This window comes from Pleomorphochaeta naphthae, from assembly GCF_055396005.1.
Window position 1 is genome coordinate 88,129 of record NZ_AP042457.1, and the last position, 18,051, is coordinate 106,179.

Annotated in this window: 14 protein-coding genes; 7 read left to right on the forward strand and 7 right to left on the reverse strand. The window is 27.8% G+C overall.

The features are described from left to right. Positions 1-843: an SDR family oxidoreductase gene (locus tag ACZ5SO_RS00395; RefSeq protein WP_464625995.1), complete on the forward strand. Its 843-nt coding sequence runs from the start codon at positions 1-3 to the stop codon at positions 841-843. 208 nt (positions 844-1,051) lie between these two features. After that, positions 1,052-2,083: a permease gene (locus ACZ5SO_RS00400; RefSeq protein WP_464625996.1), complete on the forward strand. Its 1,032-nt coding sequence runs from the start codon at positions 1,052-1,054 to the stop codon at positions 2,081-2,083. 91 nt (positions 2,084-2,174) lie between these two features. Here ACZ5SO_RS00400 and ACZ5SO_RS00405 read toward each other — a convergent pair whose 3' ends face one another. The 5 genes from ACZ5SO_RS00405 to ACZ5SO_RS00425 all read right to left on the reverse strand — a co-directional run bounded on the left by ACZ5SO_RS00405 (position 2,175) and on the right by ACZ5SO_RS00425 (position 7,134). Beyond that, positions 2,175-3,374, reverse strand: coding sequence for an MFS transporter (locus ACZ5SO_RS00405; protein WP_464625997.1), 1,200 nt, complete (start codon positions 3,372-3,374; stop codon positions 2,175-2,177). A 159-nt stretch (positions 3,375-3,533) separates the two neighbouring features. After that, positions 3,534-3,962 carry a MarR family winged helix-turn-helix transcriptional regulator gene (locus tag ACZ5SO_RS00410; protein ID WP_464625998.1) on the reverse strand — a complete coding sequence of 143 codons (429 nt, stop codon included), beginning with the start codon at positions 3,960-3,962 and terminating at the stop codon, positions 3,534-3,536. A 58-nt stretch (positions 3,963-4,020) separates the two neighbouring features. Further along, positions 4,021-4,959, reverse strand: a complete 939-nt coding sequence (locus ACZ5SO_RS00415) for a lipoate--protein ligase (RefSeq protein WP_464625999.1) — start codon at positions 4,957-4,959, stop codon at positions 4,021-4,023. After that, positions 4,956-6,632 (reverse strand): dihydrolipoyl dehydrogenase, encoded by a 1,677-nt coding sequence (gene lpdA, locus ACZ5SO_RS00420; protein ID WP_464626000.1) that lies wholly within the window; start codon positions 6,630-6,632, stop codon positions 4,956-4,958. Before lpdA ends, ACZ5SO_RS00415 begins: the two co-directional genes overlap by 4 nt. A 61-nt stretch (positions 6,633-6,693) precedes the next feature. Then, complete coding sequence (locus ACZ5SO_RS00425; protein WP_464626001.1) at positions 6,694-7,134, reverse strand: OsmC family protein; 441 nt, start codon at positions 7,132-7,134, stop codon at positions 6,694-6,696. 437 nt (positions 7,135-7,571) lie between these two features. Here ACZ5SO_RS00425 and ACZ5SO_RS00430 point away from each other — a divergent pair, with 437 nt between their 5' ends. Further along, positions 7,572-8,336: an EFR1 family ferrodoxin gene (locus ACZ5SO_RS00430; RefSeq protein WP_464626002.1), complete on the forward strand. Its 765-nt coding sequence runs from the start codon at positions 7,572-7,574 to the stop codon at positions 8,334-8,336. 45 nt (positions 8,337-8,381) lie between these two features. Further along, on the forward strand, positions 8,382-9,497 hold the full coding sequence (locus tag ACZ5SO_RS00435; protein WP_464626003.1) for a cation diffusion facilitator family transporter: 1,116 nt from the start codon (positions 8,382-8,384) through the stop codon (positions 9,495-9,497). A 10-nt stretch (positions 9,498-9,507) separates the two neighbouring features. Here ACZ5SO_RS00435 and ACZ5SO_RS00440 read toward each other — a convergent pair whose 3' ends face one another. Then, positions 9,508-10,185, reverse strand: coding sequence for a pentapeptide repeat-containing protein (locus ACZ5SO_RS00440; protein ID WP_464626004.1), 678 nt, complete (start codon positions 10,183-10,185; stop codon positions 9,508-9,510). A 407-nt stretch (positions 10,186-10,592) separates the two neighbouring features. Here ACZ5SO_RS00440 and ACZ5SO_RS00445 point away from each other — a divergent pair, with 407 nt between their 5' ends. Then, positions 10,593-11,816 carry an FprA family A-type flavoprotein gene (locus ACZ5SO_RS00445; protein ID WP_464626006.1) on the forward strand — a complete coding sequence of 408 codons (1,224 nt, stop codon included), beginning with the start codon at positions 10,593-10,595 and terminating at the stop codon, positions 11,814-11,816. A gap of 102 nt (positions 11,817-11,918) precedes the next feature. On the opposite strand, the gene ACZ5SO_RS00450 is transcribed toward ACZ5SO_RS00445, so the two are convergent. Next, complete coding sequence (locus ACZ5SO_RS00450; protein WP_464626007.1) at positions 11,919-13,577, reverse strand: carbon starvation CstA family protein; 1,659 nt, start codon at positions 13,575-13,577, stop codon at positions 11,919-11,921. A 903-nt stretch (positions 13,578-14,480) separates the two neighbouring features. On the opposite strand from ACZ5SO_RS00450, the gene ACZ5SO_RS00455 reads away from it, so the two are divergent. Next, complete coding sequence (locus ACZ5SO_RS00455; RefSeq protein WP_464626009.1) at positions 14,481-14,648, forward strand: hypothetical protein; 168 nt, start codon at positions 14,481-14,483, stop codon at positions 14,646-14,648. Beyond that, positions 14,638-17,895, forward strand: a complete 3,258-nt coding sequence (locus ACZ5SO_RS00460) for a leucine-rich repeat protein (protein WP_464626010.1) — start codon at positions 14,638-14,640, stop codon at positions 17,893-17,895. The genes ACZ5SO_RS00455 and ACZ5SO_RS00460 overlap by 11 nt, the downstream gene beginning before the upstream one ends. Positions 17,896-18,051 lie beyond the last annotated feature (156 nt).

Below are 18,051 nucleotides of genomic sequence, written 5' to 3' on the forward strand. Positions count from 1 at the left end.
ATGAATGATTACAAATTTAATTTAGAAGGTAAAGTAGCAGTTGTCACTGGTGGTGGCGGTGTTTTAACAGGTGTTTTTGCCGAAGCTTTATGTAAAAGAGGTGCTAAAGTTGCCCTTTTTGATATTAATAAAGATGCTGCAGATAAAGCAGCTGCTAAATTAGTAGAAGCTGGTGGTATTGCAAAAGGTTATAAAGCTGATGTTCTTTCAAAGGAAACTTTAGTAGAAGCATATGAAGAAGTAAAAAAAGATTTAGGTACTTGTGATATCCTTATTAATGGTGCTGGAGTTCATCATCCATTAGCAACTACAGGTCATGAACAACTTACAGATGAAAACATGAATGATGGTAGAACTTTCTTTGATTTAGACTTAGATAAGGTTTCTTGGGTTTATAATTTAGATTTCATGGGTACTTTTATCCCAACACAAATTATGAGTAAAGATATGGTTGGTAAAACTGGTTGTTCAGTTATTAATATTTCTTCTATGAATGCTATTAGCCCTACAACTACTGTACCAATTTATTCAGCTGCAAAAGCTGGTGTAAGTAACTTTACTGCTTGGTTAGCTAACTATTTCGCATTAGTAGGTATCCGTGTTAATGCTCTAGCTCCAGGTTTCTTCGTAACAAATCTTAATAAAAATATCATGTATAAAGAAGATGGAACTCTAAGTGGTAGATCTGAAAGAATCATCGCTGGTACTCCAATGGGAAGATTTGGTAACCCTGATGAATGTGCTGGAACTCTTTTGTATCTATTAGATCCAGAATTATCAAGTTTTGTAACAGGAACTGTCGTTCCAATTGATGGTGGATTTAGTTCTTTCTGTGGTGTTTAATTTTTACTAGTACATAAAATATTTAAATTTTGATTAAAAATAAGCTACTCCCAAAATATTGAGATTTTTCTCATAGGGGGTAGTTTCTTTTATGTTAGATAATTTCTAAAGTCTCAAAAAAGATATTGACAAAGTAAGCAATCCTCAATATTATACTTCATATGCTTAATAGTGCATATATGCATATAAATATATTGGAGATTAAATTATGTCAAGTGAACAATTAACAATTGCTTTAGCCGAATTTTGGCATGTAGGTTGGATTTTAGTGGTTATGATTGCGGGTATTTCAATTTTAACTGGTTTTGTTAGAGAGTATATTCCACAAGAGAAATTTCAAAATAAATTAAAGACCCAGAACAAATTTATAGGATCTGTTACTGGAGCAACCCTTGGAATACTTACACCTTTTTGTAGTGCTTCTATGGTTCCTGTAGCAATGGGTATGATAGAAATGTCAGTACCTTTTTCTACAGTATTACCTTTCCTAATATCAGCACCTCTTTGTAATTTTGTAGTAGTAGGAATTATATTAGGAACATTTGGTTGGAAAGTTGCTGTGATTTATTTCTTATGGACATTTATTGGTGCAATTGTGGCTGGCCAAACCGTAGGAAGAAGTAGAATTAGACATCAAGTTAAAAATTTGTTAGAAATAAATGCTGCAAAATCAAAGACTAAGAAAAAGAAAAAGTCTAAGTGTTGTGGAGAAAACCCTAAGTCAGATTGTTCAGTTAGTAGTCAAAGTTGTGGAGAAAGCACTTTTACTATAAAACAGTCATCTTCTTGTAATGCCAATACCTCAAGTAGTTGTTGTTCAAATGATGCAACTAATAATAAAGTTAAAAATTCTTTTAAATTTGCCTTTGCTCTTTTTAAACAAATTGTTCCATATGCAATAATTGGTGCTGCAATTAGTGGTTTAGCTTTGGCTTTTATTCCAAATACAATTGTAGAAAGATATGTAGGAAATGATTCTTATTTTGCTATTCCAATAGCAGCTGTAATTGGAGTACCCTTATATTTAAGAATAGAGATGGCAATTCCTTTATTAAATACCTTATTGTTAAAAGGAATGAGTATGGGAGCAGCTGTTGCACTTTTAATCGGTGGAACTGGTGCTAGTTTACCTGAACTTGCTATCCTTTCATCTATGTTAAAACCTAAAGGGGTATTAGCCTTTACCTTAACCGTTTTATTTATTGCTTTAACAGGTGGTTTTTTATTTATGCTTATATAGCATGAATGTTGTTATCATATAATAGCTACAAAGAATTTATTGGTTGTTAAATTCTTTGTAGCTTCTTTATTTAAATAATTCTTTTTTATATTTAATTATTAGCTTTTGCAGTTGCAAATTGTTCTTTTATTTCATTTTTTTCTAGATTAAATATAAAATAAGAAGAAAGAAGTCCAATTATCATAATCATAATTGAAGCTGTTAAATATATTATATTCATATTAGATAGGTCTAAAATTTTAGCATTCAAACTTGTTCCAATGCTAGCTCCTAAAAATAAATTGAAAGAAACTATACTCATTACTGTTCCTCTCATTTTAGGAAACATTGCTTGTAATGTTGAAACCACTGTTGATTGAATAGCTATAAAAGATAGACCAAAACCAAATATTGTTAAGATTATTAAAGCTGGATTTGTAGTAGAAGAGAGTAGATTCAATGATACAAAACCTATTAAACCTGCAATTATTAAAAAGGTTTTTCCCATTTTTAATTTAAGCTTTGGAGCTATTTTCCCTCCAAAGACTGTTCCAAGTCCATAGAATGCTAAGATAAAACCTACAACAAAAATAGAAAAGCCTGTTTTATTCATAATTGAAACACCTGTATAAGTAAATGTTCCTAAATATGCAAATCCAATTAAGATTAGAAGGGAAGATAGTCTTGAAAATTTAAAATTGGAAAATAAAACTTTATATGATTTTGTTAATTCAAGTTTTTTTCTAGTGCTTTTATCTCTTTCTAATGTTTTTAACATGATTAGTGCTAAGATAAATTCACCTATTCCATAAATTAAATAAACCATTCGCCAAGAAGCAAAGTATGAAACAGTTCCACCAATAATAGTGGCTGTAGCACTTCCTAAAAATCCCATGCTCATAACTCCAGCAATTGCTTTATGTCTTCCTTTATCATCAAATAAGCCACCAACAAGAGCTAAGGTAACTGGGAAAATGCCAGAACCAAACATTCCATTTACTAATCTAAAGAAAACTAAAGATGGTAAATTAAAAGAGACTGCTCCTAATATACTAAATATTGCTGTTCCAGCTGCAGCTATATTTACTATTTTAACTTTTCCATATTTGTCCCCTAAAGGACCAAAAAAAAGTGTAAATATCCCAAATCCTAACATGTAAGCTGTAACTGAAATTGAAGCTACGCTTATTGAAAGACCTAAATCACTTGCAATATTGCTAATTAGTGTTGCTGATGCATAATTGTCACCATTTGCTAGAAATACCATAAGACTTAGTACTAATACGGTAAAGTTTCTTTTTTTTTCATCCATAATATATCTCTTTATTCATTTAAAATCTTTTAAGAAATAATATAGATAAAAGATATAAGTTAAAAGTAATAAAGTCACATATCGAATATTTTATAGTTACTTTTCAAAAAAATATCAGAATTACTAGCATGCCCATTATTATTTTGTTAAAAAAAGTGATTACGAATTAATAGTATTTTCAATCATTTTCTCTAGAACCCTTTTAAACGTCTCTAAATCTTCATTACTGATATTAGATATAGTATTATTTTTAAATTTTTCAACAATTGGGAGTAATCTAAAAAATTCATTTTTCCCTTTTTCAGTTAGTTTTAATGATTTTATACGCTTATCTTTGATAGAGCTTCCACGATACAATAGTCCATCAGATTCCATTTTTTGTATCATTCTAGCAACGGATGGTTCTTTTATTTGCATCTTATCAGCAAGTCCTTTTTGAGTAATGTCTTCACTTGTATAAATATAATACATAGCTATCCATTGTGGTCTTGGCATTCCATTAGAAGATAGCTGTTCATCTAATTTTTTTGCAAAAATTTTGCCACTTCGACTTGTAATTAGAGCAAAACAATCATCAAGATTAAACATTTTTTACCAACCTAAAATATTTTTTTAGGTAAATTATACTCTATTTTTACTTAATTTTCTATGTTTTAAAAAATTTGTCATGAATAAATTTTTCTAAATCATCAAAGATTGAATCTTTTTTATAAATTGTTCCAATCATGTCTTTTTCAAATTCTGAAAAGTCAAATATATGAAGGCTGTCAGTTTGAACTTTAATTTGTTTAATTAAGCCATCTTCCACATCACAAGAAATAGTTACATTACCAATATTTAATTTTTTCTCAATTGATATACTAAATTGAGGAGATTCTTTATATATCCATTCATCTGTTTTTATTTTTGAATACATTGGGGCAGAACAATTATTTTTATTTAAATATTTTATTGTTTCACATTTCCCAAATAAATCTTTAAAGGCTTCAATTATATTATCAATTATTTTCTCTTTAGTGATAGTTTTGTTAATTTGAGAGAGATTTATTACTCTGCTTCTAACAGAATTAATTCCTTTTGAGTTAAGTTTTAAAAAAGAAGGTTTTAACACATTAGTGAGCATATCTAAGTTTACATCAATCATGAGTGTTCCATGGTAGAGATAATTATCATCATTTATAAAATAAGCGTGACCTGAAAATTTTTTACCATTACATAGTAAATCATTTCTTCCACTAAATTCACATTCAATGTTTAAAAATAAGAGTGCTTTATGAAGTGTCTTTAGATATTTTTTGGGATTTGCATTTTTTTCTTTTGTTATAAAAGTGAAATTTAAATTACCTAGATCTTGAAAAACAGCCCCTCCGCCTGAAAATCTTCTAACTGGACAAATATTATTTTTTAATAAATAATTTGTATCTACTTCAGTAAAAAGGCTTTGATTCCGGCCGAAAATAACGGCCGGACTATTTTGCCACAAAAACAAAGTAGTATTATCTTGTGCTTCTTCTAGTAATTGATATTCTAGAGCAACATTGTAATAAGGATCAGTTTCTTGTGATAAAAAAATTCTATTCATCATTCGTGAAGTACCCCAATTCCTAAACCAAAAGCAGCTTCATGTATTACTTCACTAGTAGTTGGGTGAGCAAAAATTGTTTCTCTTAAAGCTTCATCACTCATACCTTCATTAATAGCAAGAGTTATAGTGCTAATTAGAGCTGAAGCTTCAGCGCCAATAATTGTTCCACCAATGATTTTGTTTGTTTGATTATCTTTTATAAGTTTTACAAAACCTCTTGTTTCATTCATTGTGAGGGCTTTTCCGTTGCTTCTAAAGTTAAATTTACTAATTTTATAATCAATGCCTCTATTTTTACAATCTTCTTCATTCATTCCTACACTTGATATTTCAGGAGTTGTAAAAATAACATTTGGAACAGCAGAATAATCCATAGATTTATTATCCCCAACAATGTTAGAGACAGCAGTAAGTCCTTGATGAGAAGCTACATGAGCTAATTGGATAATGTTTGTAACATCACCTATAGCATAAATATGATTGACATTAGTTTTCATTTTATCATCAACCTTTATGCCTCTGCCTCTTTCATTAAGTTCAATTTTTGTATTTTTAATATTTAAACCATCTAAATTAGGCTCTCTTCCAATAGCACATAATACTTTATCGCTGATGATTAGTTGTTCGCCATCTTTTCCATCGAAAGTTACAATAGCAAGATTATTTTTTGACATTTGTATTTTTTTAACTTTTGAACTTGTATATATTTTGATTCCAATATCTTCAGCAATATTTTTAATTTCATTTGAAACTTCTTTATCTACCATCGTTAAGAGTCTGTCCATAAACTCCACTACATTTACTTCAACTCCTAAATTGCGATAAATAAAGGCGAATTCCATTCCAATAACACCGCCACCAATTATGGTGATTGATTTTGGCAAAGTGGTACAAGAAAGGGCACTAGTGCTATCCATAACTAGAGGTAAATCTAAGCCAGGAATATTTATTTTTGATATTTTAGATCCTGTAGCAACAATGATATTTTTAGGTGTAATAATATAATTTTTATTACCTTCAACCTTAACTTTTTCATCTGAGATAAAAGAAGCGTTTCCTTTAATAACAGTAATATTATTTTTTTGCATTAAGAAATCAACGCCATAAACTAGGTTGTCTACTACAGATTTCTTTTGTGCGATAACTCTTTCCATATCTACCTGAATTTTGCCTTCAGTGTTAATTCCAAATAGTTGTGAATTTTTAATGGTGTGACAAACCTCAGCAGACTTTACGAGAGATTTTGTTGGAATACAACCAACATTTAGACATGTTCCACCAAGTTTTTCTTTTTCAACAATAGTAACTTTTAAGCCTTTTTTTGCAGCATATATTGCAGCAACATAGCCCCCTGGACCAGAGCCAATAATGAGTAATTCAGTATCTAAAGTAATTGTTTCTTTTTCATTAAGGTTTGAATTGTTTTCTATTTCATTTTCTTCTTCACTAGGAGTAAATTCAAACATTAGTTGTTTAGATTTTACCTCTTGTCCCTCAGTACATGCTATAGCAGTAATTTTGCCATCTTCTAAAGCTTTAACAGGTTTATTCCCTTTACCAGTTTCAACTTGAGCAAGGATATCTCCCTTTTTTACTAAATCTCCAACTTTAACACTAATTTTTCCAACTCTACCGGGTTTTCCACCTACAATCACTGGCATAATAATATCCATTGTTTTCCTCCAAATATTTAATGGGATTACCTTTGTAATCCCATTATTAAAAGTTATGTTACTAGTCTCTTACTACGCCAGATGAAACTAATTTTACTCCATTAGCTAAACAATCTCCTACTGGACAACGTGATTCGATAAAGCGTGCAAAAGCTTCAGCTTTTTCTTGTGGTTCGTCTGTTTTAAAATGCATTTTATAGCGGATTTCTTGGAAGCCATTTCTAGCATCAGAGAGTCCCATAAAGCCATCTGGATCTAAATCACCTTCTAATTCAACATGAAATTCTTCAAAATTAAAATCTTGTGATTGAGCAAAGGCAGTGGCAACAATGGTTTGACATGCTCCAAGTGCACATAAAAGTCCTTCAACAGGATTTAGAGAGGCATCTGTTCCACCTAAATCTTCAGGTTCATCAAATAATATTTTAAATCCTCTTGCACTAGTTTCAACTTGTAAGCCATCTTTTAGTTTTTTTGCATTAGCTGTAAATGTTGTTATCATAATTGTTATCTCCTATAAATGTTTTTCTATAAAGTAGCACAGTGAAATTGATAAGGTCAATACTTAGCTAAGTAAGTATCGATTAATTTTTATTTATTTTCTTATGAATTATTTTGATTAAAAAAACACATTTTTATTAAGAATATAAGTAATTATTTATCAATAAAGAAATTGCATTATCTACTTAGTTTTGATTTATTTAAAAAAAAAGTTTTACATTGTTAGAGTCAAATAAATACTTATTTTATTTTTTAAAAGTTTAATTTACAATATTAGCTTTATTTGTTTACCTGTTTGAGAGTGAAAAGTAGAATAGTATAAATAATTATTATCTAATATAAGTTTTTCTATATTTTTAAAATTTAAAGTTTGCTATATAGTTAATTAAATAATCAAAGCATTATTAAAGAAAATTAGATTGTATGAAGGAGCTTTTCGTGATTTTCTATTTTTCTGCTTGTGGAAATTCTAAATATGTAGCAACGAGAGTTTCAAGAGCTACAAATGATGAATTATTAAAAATTGATAATTGTTTAAAAAATAATAAGGTATCTTTTGATTTTCAGAAGATAGATAGAGTGGGTATTGTTGTCCCAGTTTATTTTTTAGGTTTACCTAATATTGTTAATGAGTTTTTAAAAAAAGTTAATTTTAAAAATTATGATAATTCATATTTTTTTACTATTATAACATTTGGAACTACAACTGGGGTTGCCTCACAAGCTGTTAGAAAAATTCTTGAGAAAAAGCATATTAAATTAAATGCTGCTTTTTGTGTAAAATATCCTGATACATTTACTCCTATTTTTAATGTAAGTAATAAAAAAGCAACTTTGAAAAAAGTTTCAAAGGCTGAGGAGAAAGTCGATAAAATTATTAAAAAAATTATTAATAAAGAAGATGGTAATTTTATTCTAAATAAAATTCTTTATAGAATAGCTATGAAGATTCATCAATTTCAATATAAAAGAAATAATAATACAGATAATTTTAAAGTAACTGATTTGTGTATTAGTTGTGGGATATGTGAAAAAAAATGTCCTGTTAATGCAATAGAAATGAAAGATGGAAGACCTATATGGGTAATGAGAGAATGCGTTTTATGTTTAGGTTGTTTACATAGATGTCCAGTTTCAGCAATAGAGTTTGGAAAGAAAACCAAGAATCATGGCAAATATTTAAATCCAAATGTAAAAATTTAATAATTGAATTTTTCTTTTATATAATAATAATTAAAAAGGAATCGTATGAATAAAAAAGTTTCTAGAGATCAACAAATAATTAAAACAAGCATTATTGGTATTTTAAGTAATGCTTTTCTATCGGTTTTTAAGTTAATTATAGGATTATTATCATCATCGATTGCAATTGTAATGGATGCTATAAATAACTTAAGTGATGCATTATCCTCAATTATAACTATTGTAGGCATGAAGCTTGCCTTAAAACCTGCTGATAATAAACATCCATTAGGGCATGGAAGAATAGAATATTTAAGTGCATTGATTGTCTCATCGATAGTTTTTTTTGCAGGTGCTACCTCATTAATTGAATCAGTAAAAAAGATCTTAAATCCAACAACTACAAAATATACTTTTTTAATGATTGTTTTTATTGTTCTAGCAATAATCGTAAAATTGATTCTGGGAAGATATACAAAAAAAATTGGAGAACAGGTTAATTCAACAGCCTTAGTTGCTTCCGGGTCTGATGCATTTTTTGATGCTATTGTTTCGGCTTCGACACTAGTTTCAGCCGTAATTTCAATGATTTGGGAAATCAATATTGATGGATATCTAGGAGCTATTATTGCTTTAGTAATAATCAAAGCTGGTTGGGATATGTTAAGTGATACTTTAGATAGAATCCTTGGGACTAGAATCGATAGTAAGCTTTCAAAGGAAATAAAAGCAAAAATAAAAGAAGAAGAGATGGTCATTGGTGTTTATGATTTGATATTGCACAATTATGGACCTGAAACGATGATAGGATCTGTTCATATTGAATTAGAGGAAAATGTAACGACAAAACAAATATATGAACTTACTAGAAAGCTTAGAATGGATATGTTTGATCAATATGGTATTATTTTAACTTTTGGAATTTATGCTGCAAATACAGAAGATCCTATTGTTAAAAAAATCATGAAAGAAATCAATGATTATCTATTAAAGATAGATGGTATTGTTCAAATGCATGCTTTTTATATCAACTTTGAAGCTAAACAACTTTCATTTGATATAGTTGTTGATTTTAATGTTGATGATAAATTTGCTCTAAGAGATTCTATTAAAGATCATCTAAAAGAAATTTATCCAGATTTCGATATATTTATTGCTATCGATACCTTTATTAGTGATTAAAAATAGATTTTTAATACTTTATTTTAATACCTAAAGCAGTAGCTAAGGCTGCTGCTTGGTAAGTGTCTACTATCATACCTTTTATTTCACTCATATTATCTGAGAATACAATATTATCAATTGTAGAGGAGGTGAAATCAATATTTTTAAGTGGTGTTTTAAAAAACTCAGCTCTAGTAAAATCTACTTCAATTAAAATAAAATTTTTTAATTTACAATCTTCAAAAGAAGCTTCTGTAAAAGATGATTTATTAATTTTAAAATCTATAATTTTAGAATTAAAGAAAGATGAAAGGGAAAAGGTGGATTCATCAATTATCATATTTGATAATTTTGCTTGATTAAAAGAGCCTCCACTAAATTTACTGAATTTTACAGTACTTTTATCAAAATATGAATTAGAAAATTGGCTAGATGAAAAATCACAACCTTCAAAAGTACAGTTTATAAAAGTTGAATTTTCAAAATCACAAAAGTTAAAAACACAGTCTTTAAATAATATAGATTCAAAGGTTAATGCAGAAAAATCCATATTTAAATATTTGCAATTTTCTATCAATAGTAATTCAAAATATATTTCATTATCTTTTTCTATAAGAAGTTTTAAATCTTTTATTTTGGTTAATATTTTTGAATCTAGATTTTGTGAACCTGTAATATTTTCTTTTTTGTTTCTGATTTTATTCATTAATTGTATTTTCCTTAAGTGCTATAATATATATTTTTATTATTTTGTTGTATAGAAAATTTAAAGTTTAGAGCAATTGACTAAGTTTTTTTTTAACTATGTGCTTAAAGTATATAGTTGCTTTAGCATCAAAGAGGGATAATTCCCAATCTTTTATACTTATCTGTCTAGTAGATGGCTTTTCACTCGTTTTAGATAAATTTGTCTTAAAGAAAAATAAAGAGAGAGATATAATAATTTGAACTTAATGTAGAAAAAATTTTTATATTCTCTTTGTATTTTATTGGTGAAATATTAGTTTTTTACTTTCTTTGTTGTATTTGCAACGTCTTGCCATATCTAAATGATTTATCCTCAAATAGTAGAGTTTAAATAAATCTATAAATAAGTTTACAGAGGGGTAAGTTATGTTACAACAAAATTATAAAATTAATGAAAAACTTTGGGAAATTGGAGTCATTGATGATAGGGATGTGCCTTTTCATAGATTAGTTTTAACAAAAGGTACAACATATAATAGTTATTTTTATAATACAAGCAAACCCACAGTTATTGATACTGTAGATATGTTTTATAGCAAAGAATATGTTAAGAATCTTAGTACAAAGATTGCTTTAGATAAAATTAAATATATTGTTATAAATCATACAGAGCCAGATCACTCAGGATCTTTAGGGTTATTAATTCGAAAAGCTACTAGTGCAACAATTGTTTGTAGTTATAAAGCAGTTGAACATCTAAAAGAAGTTTATAAAATAAAAAATAGAGATTTTTTAATTGTAAAAACAGGAGATACTCTTAATATTGGTGAGAAAACTTTATCTTTTTTTAATGTCCCAAACTTACATACAGAAGAGACAATGATTAGTTATTGTATTGAAGATAAGATATTATTTTCTTGCGATATTTTCAGCACTCATATCGCAACACAAGTTGCTACAAATTCATTAGAATCAAAATCTATAGATGAAGATTTTAGTATATATTATGATTTAATTTTTAGTCCTCATAGAATATATGTGTTATCATTATTAGAAATTATAGATACTTTAGATATTCAAACAATAGCAACTTCTCATGGGTATATAATAGATAAGGATATCAAATATTATATTGATATATATAGAGAAAAGTCTAAAACAACTAAAGAAATTAAAAACGTAACTATTGTTTATACCACTATGAGAGGTACTACTAGAAAAATTGCAAATTACATATCTGATAAATTATCTGAAACTAAAAGATTTAATGTGCATCTATTCGATGCCGATAAAACCTCTCATGACAAAATTATAGAAAGTGTTGAAAAATCTGATTTATTACTTATAGGAAGTGCTACAAAATATGGAGATATGATAGGCTCTCTTGAAAGCCTTTTAAAAGCACTACCATCATTAGAGGGTAAAACAACAGCTTCTTTTGGCTCCTTTGCCTGGAGTGGCGAAGCTATAGAAATAATAGGAGATTATTTAACTGAGAAATCTTCACATTATTTAACAACTTCAGAGACAATTAAAAAAACAGGTTGTTTAGAATATGAATTTCCCATTAGACTCAGATATAATTTCAATGATGATAATATTGAAAAGGTTGACAGTGCTCTTATGTATTTAAGGAGTATTTTAAATTAAAGAATTTTCTTTTTTAGAAAAAAAGAGGTTGTTGAAAAGTATCACACTTATCAACAACCTCATTTTATTTATTGTTTTTTTTGCTAAAATTATTTATGTAAATTAATCTTTAAAGAAAATACTTTTAATTGAATTATAAGAAATTAAGATTCCAGTGATAAAGATGAATATACCAAATATAAGTTGTAAACCTTGTTTTGCAAACACAAAGTTTTCTGTTCCAATAGCCTTGAAGTTACTGATGTTTAATAGTGTTAAAGCACTGAATGTAACAGCCATCATAATTAACATTGGAATCCAAACATTTTTACTATCTGTTCCAGATTTCTTTAAGTAAACTGCAACTGCACTTAAAGCTAAAGCACTTAGCATTTGGTTAGAACTACCAAATAGTGCCCAAATATTTAAGTAACCGCCCTTAGATAGTGCGTAACCTAGAACTAAAGTAATGATTGTTGCAAAGATTGAATTTTGGCAAAGTTTTTGAATAAAGTTAACTTTTGAAGAATCTTGATCTTCGTCAGTGAATAACTCTTGGAAAGAAAGTCTAGCAATACGAGCAACTGAATCAAGAGAAGTTAGAGCGAAAGCACTGATTGCAAGGTTAATTAAAGTTAAGCTTAAATTATGATCCATGTGAACAATATCTAAGAAGTTTGCAATAGCCATAGCAAAAGTTTGTTGAGCAGTTGCTCCTTCTGGCATTCCACCAAGAGAACCTACACAAACAAGTGCAATTACTGCTAAGAGAGATTCGACTAACATAGCACCATAGCTTACTTTAATCATATCTTTTTCATTTTTAATTTGCTTACTTGAAGTATTTGAACTAACTAGTGCATGAAAGCCGGAAACAGCACCACAAGCTATTGTTACAAATAGGTAAGGGAACATGCTTTGTCCACCAACTGAGAAAGAAGTTACAGCAGGTAAAGACATATCTGGCCTTGCTATAATAATTCCAAATACTGCAGCAGCTATCATAAATATGAGTAAGAAACTATTTAAGTAGTCACGGGGTTGTAGTAAAGCCCAAACAGGTACTACAGAAGCCACGAAAATATAAATAAATACGATGTATGACCAGCCATGTACATCTAGAGAGGTTATTGGAGCTTTTAAACCAATAAACATAGCTATAACTAATAAAGCAATAGCAACTACTGTTTGAATAATTTGATTAGGTTTAAATTTGCGAGCAAAAAATCCTAAACCTACAGCGAAAATGATAAATAAACTTGAAGTTGTGGCTGTACTACCATTACTTTGTGTTAAAGTTGGGTTATTGCTAACAGAACCAAAGGATACTGCAACAATATTTGCAAATGCTGCTATAACAACAATGCAGAATAACCAACAGAAAAGTAAAAATAAAGTTTTACCAGTTTTTCCTAGGTATTTTTGAATTATATACCCTAGTGAATGACCTTCATTTTTAACAGAAGCAACCATTGAGCCAAAGTCTTGAACACCTCCAAAGAAAATACCACCTAAGAGACACCATAAGAGAACTGGAAGCCATCCATAAGTAGAAGCTACTATAGGTCCAATAATTGGTGCTGCTCCTGCAATTGAAGCAAATTGATGTCCAAATAATACGTTAGAATCAGTTGGTACATAATCAACCCCATCTTCGAATTCATAAGCTGGTGTCTTGCGCGAAGCATCAACTCCCCATTTTTTGGCAAGTTTTTTGCCGTAAAAAATATAGCCTGCAAACAAAGCCGCTATACTAATTAAAAGAACTGTTATGCCATTCATTATTTTTATCTCCTAAAATATGATGATCGAACAATATAGTAGTACAAATTAATATGCATTGCTAGTATATATATTCAATTTTTATGCAAATAATAATTTAATATCTATTTAATTTGTTGTGATATAGAGAAATAACGAGATAAAATAAATTTTAATAATTTTTTCTGTTAGGATACTTAATTTGTTTTATTCGTCTTCAAACAAGATAAAAACACAATTTTGTTTCTAATTGTTTAGTTTAAAATAAAATATCCGAGATAAAATTTAAAAAAATATAAATAAACTGTAATGAGTATAATATTTTTTTTGAATTTGATTAAGACTATTTTTATAAAAAACGTGAGATTAATAAGAATTTTTTTAAGTGGAATTTATTTTCAAAATGTACTGCAAATAATTTGATATTTACAAAATAAAAATTTAAAAAACATAAATAAATCTATTAATTATTTTTAAGCAAATGTGTTTAATTCGGCACTTTATTTATAATAACAATATTATTATATTGATAACTACTAATAGTTATTATATAATTTTCGAAATAAAGATTAATAACTTGGAAAACTATTTTTTTATTTTAGCTATAAATTTTATTTTATTATTAGTTGTAAGCACATTAAAAAATATAAATTAGCTATTGGTTAAATTATTCATTTCTAATTTTTTTAGTTTAATTCTTTTGTAATCAATTAGTGTTTTAAAAGTTGTAAAAAATAATGTTATTAAATCAAATTTGATTATCTTACTAATTTAAGAAATTAAATAGAGGATAATAGAAGTAGAAAAAATTAAAGGAAGTGTTTTTTTTAGAGATGATTAAACCTAAATTTGTATACTACTAAACACACTTTGTTTATAGCTTTTAAGTTTTATCATATTAAAATAACTTAGGAATGAAGCTTTATGAAAAAAAGAATAATATTTTCGCTTATGGTAGGACTTTATTTAAGTCTAACAATTTCGTGTGCTAGTCAATCTACTTTTAGTAATAAAGAGTTTGATTCATGTAAAGACAACCTCCCTGTAGCTTTTACAGTTATAGATACAGTTGAGGTTAATAATGAAATCTAAAAAACTAATTTTAATACTTTCCTTTTTAATGTTTTTATCATTCATATATGCATCCCCAATTATTGTAGAGGGGTATGGTGAAACCCAAGAAGAAGCTACTAAAAATTCTTTACAACGATTATCTTCATATATTTCAACAGAGGTAAGTAGTACAACAAAATCTGTAGTTGAAGTAGAAAATGATAAAACTACTACAGATACCTTTTCGGAAGATTTAATTCTTTCCTCAATGTCTAAGTTAATTGGAGTTCAATATAATACAAAGGCTGATGTTAATGGTCTTAAATGTGTAGAAGCTATTATTGTTGATAGTGAAAGTGTACAAAAACAATATATTGAACGAATAAATGATACATTAAGTTCTATTGAACAAACAAATGCCTTATTAAAAGATACAACAGTTGATAGTGATAAACTCCAATATATTGAATTCATTTTTAATTATCTAAAAGATTATAAAAATTATAAATTTATTATGATTCATTTAAATGAGTCATGGATTGGACCAAAACTTAATATTAACGAAACAGCCTTAAAAGTTGAATATTTGAATTTATTAGATAAACAACAAAAATTGCTAGATGATGAAATTTTTAATTTACAAAATACTTTAACTGCCATAGAACAAGAACAAAGTGATAAGCTATCTCAAATTATTGCAAAGAGAAATGAAATAAATGAAGAAAAAGAGAAAGCTTTAGCTCAAGAGCAACAATGGAGAGAAGGGGTCATTCAATCAAAAACAGCTCAAATAATTGAAAAGGCTGAATCTTTAAAAGCTAAAAGTGATGAAGCAATTAGTATAAACATTGCATCTTTAATACCTAATGAAAATCCTTTAATTGTTGTAAATCAAATTGAACAAAAAGTGTCTAGCTACGAAACAAGTTCTAATAAGATGCTTAGTGAAATAGAAAAATTAAGAAAGCAAACTGAAGAAGACTTTTTTGCCGATAATGAAAAACTTAGTAATAGGACCTTATCTATTGCTGAAAAATCTGGGGGAAAAGAAACAGAGCAAAGTAAAAAACATACTCAATATTTAATTGACCAGTCAAATGAATCTTTTTTTGATCAATATAAAGAGAATAGATCTATTTTAATTAATGCTTTAGAAGATGAACTCTCTGAAGAATATGATATTATTTTAGATAATATAGATTCTTTAAATGATACAGATTTTGTAATTGATTCTTTTAATGATGAGATAAATATTACAATTGGACAATATAACGGTTCAACTAATGCTTGGCCAATAGTCTTAGATTTCATAATTCTAGACAAAAGAATTCAAATGACATTTGATTTGAGTTATGAAGACTTCACCCAATCAGAAATTCCTCAATTAAAAGACTCCGGTGAATATACACAAGAATTCATTGATTATTTAGAACAAGTTGAAGTTTTAGAAGCTTATTTAGCTGATCCAAATAGTAATCCTATTTCAGTAAAACTACAGTACACAATATCAAGTGATAAAGAATCAATACATGACTATTATATAAATATAAACAAGATGATTGTTATAAGAAATGATAATAATGCTAGGATAATTAAAGCTAATCTATCACCAACAAGCATTGAAAGTTTTATGTATAGCCCTAAAGAGCAAACACAGTTGTATACATTAAAAGAAAAACTTGCATTTCAAGAAAAAACTTTAACACAATCAAATATGTTTAAGATTCCAGAATGGAATTTAGAACCTTTTATAATTACTATCCAAGATTTAGATGGAGTTAGAACTTATATCTGTGACGAAGATAATTTGTTTACCTTACCTGAAGGTAAACAACCCCCAGTTGAAGGACACGTATTTAATTGTTGGTATTCTCCTGAAGTTGAAAAAGGTGTCCTATCGAATCAAAAGATTAAAGCTACTCAGTATCTTACTTTTTACGCCTATTATTCAACCGATCCTCTTTTATTTAAATATGAGGGAAATGTAATTACTGGTTTTATTAACAAAAATACAAATAAAGTGGTTATGATTCCTTATTTTTCTCCAAACAATGTTGCTGTTAAAGAAATTCAATCACAAGCTTTTAAAAATAGTGCAGTTGAGAAGCTCATTATATCTGATAGTGTAGAGAAAATTGGAGATGAAGCTTTTGAGGATTGTAAAAATTTAACAAATATTACATTAAGTGATAATCTAATTGAAATTGGTGAAGAAGCATTTAGGTCCACTAATTTATCTTATGTTGAAATACCAAATAATGTTAAGAAAATAGGTACTTTTGCATTTTACAATTGTACTAATTTAAAAACCTTTATATTCGGTGATGGTATGGAAAGTATAAATAGGGATATTTTTGCATCCAACCCAAATTATTCAAATAGTGTATCAATACAACAAATGAAATTGCCTAAGAATTTAAAAGAAATAGAAGATGAAACTTTCTATTCATTTAGATATTTAACAAATGTAGAATTTGGAGATAAACTTGTAAAAATAGGAGATGAGGCCTTTGCATATACTTCCTTAGCTAAAGTTAATCTTCCAGAAAGTGTTGAAATAATTGGAGATAGTGCTTTTTTTCATTGTAATAATTTAAATAGTATAAATTTCCCTACATCTTTAAAAACAATTGGAAATGCAGCCTTTGAATCAACAGCTTTGACTACTGTTGAAATGAAAAACAATGTAGAGACAATTGGAGATACAGCTTTTGAGGATTGTAAAAATTTAACAAATATTACATTAAGTGATAATCTAATTGAAATTGGTGAAGAAGCATTTAGGTCCACTAATTTATCTTATGTTGAAATACCAAATAATGTTAAGAAAATAGGTACTTTTGCATTTTACAATTGTACTAATTTAAAAACCTTTATATTCGGTGATGGTATGGAAAGTATAAATAGGGATATTTTTGCATCCAACCCTAATTATTCAAATAGTGTATCAATACAACAAATGAAATTGCCTAAGAATTTAAAAGAAATAGAAGATGAAACTTTCTATTCATTTAGATATTTAACAAATGTAGAATTTGGAGATAAACTTGTAAAAATAGGAGATGAGGCCTTTGCATATACTTCCTTAGCTAAAGTTACTCTTCCAGAAAGTGTTGAAATAATTGGAGATAGTGCTTTTTTTCATTGTAATAATTTAAATAGTATAAATTTCCCTACATCTTTAAAAACAATTGGAGATTATGCTTTTGCAGACACTAACCTAAATTATATTAAAGTCCCAAGTAGTGTAAGCAATATTGGGAAAAAACCTTTCCCATGGAGTTAGAAAATTAATAATTATTTCTATAAATAATAGAGTCTGTTTTTCTATGAATAAAAATCCTAAGTTGAAATAAAATGTTTTTTAAGAATAAAACAACTTAGGATTAAATGTTTATAAAGAATATTTATTTACATTTTTTTACTTATTTATTTGAGTTTA

Bases quoted from the DNA above. Each gene is read 5' to 3' on its own strand.
- ACZ5SO_RS00395 (WP_464625995.1), top strand. From the start codon at position 1: ATGAATGATTACAAATTTAATTTAGAAGGTAAAGTAGCAGTTGTCACT.
- ACZ5SO_RS00400 (WP_464625996.1), top strand. From the start codon at position 1,052: ATGTCAAGTGAACAATTAACAATTGCTTTAGCCGAATTTTGGCATGTA.
- ACZ5SO_RS00405 (WP_464625997.1), bottom strand. From the start codon at position 3,374: ATGGATGAAAAAAAAAGAAACTTTACCGTATTAGTACTAAGTCTTATG.
- ACZ5SO_RS00410 (WP_464625998.1), bottom strand. From the start codon at position 3,962: ATGTTTAATCTTGATGATTGTTTTGCTCTAATTACAAGTCGAAGTGGC.
- ACZ5SO_RS00415 (WP_464625999.1), bottom strand. From the start codon at position 4,959: ATGATGAATAGAATTTTTTTATCACAAGAAACTGATCCTTATTACAAT.
- lpdA (WP_464626000.1), bottom strand. From the start codon at position 6,632: ATGGATATTATTATGCCAGTGATTGTAGGTGGAAAACCCGGTAGAGTT.
- ACZ5SO_RS00425 (WP_464626001.1), bottom strand. From the start codon at position 7,134: ATGATAACAACATTTACAGCTAATGCAAAAAAACTAAAAGATGGCTTA.
- ACZ5SO_RS00435 (WP_464626003.1), top strand. From the start codon at position 8,382: ATGAATAAAAAAGTTTCTAGAGATCAACAAATAATTAAAACAAGCATT.
- ACZ5SO_RS00440 (WP_464626004.1), bottom strand. From the start codon at position 10,185: ATGAATAAAATCAGAAACAAAAAAGAAAATATTACAGGTTCACAAAAT.
- ACZ5SO_RS00445 (WP_464626006.1), top strand. From the start codon at position 10,593: ATGTTACAACAAAATTATAAAATTAATGAAAAACTTTGGGAAATTGGA.
- ACZ5SO_RS00450 (WP_464626007.1), bottom strand. From the start codon at position 13,577: ATGAATGGCATAACAGTTCTTTTAATTAGTATAGCGGCTTTGTTTGCA.
- ACZ5SO_RS00455 (WP_464626009.1), top strand. From the start codon at position 14,481: ATGAAAAAAAGAATAATATTTTCGCTTATGGTAGGACTTTATTTAAGT.
- ACZ5SO_RS00460 (WP_464626010.1), top strand. From the start codon at position 14,638: ATGAAATCTAAAAAACTAATTTTAATACTTTCCTTTTTAATGTTTTTA.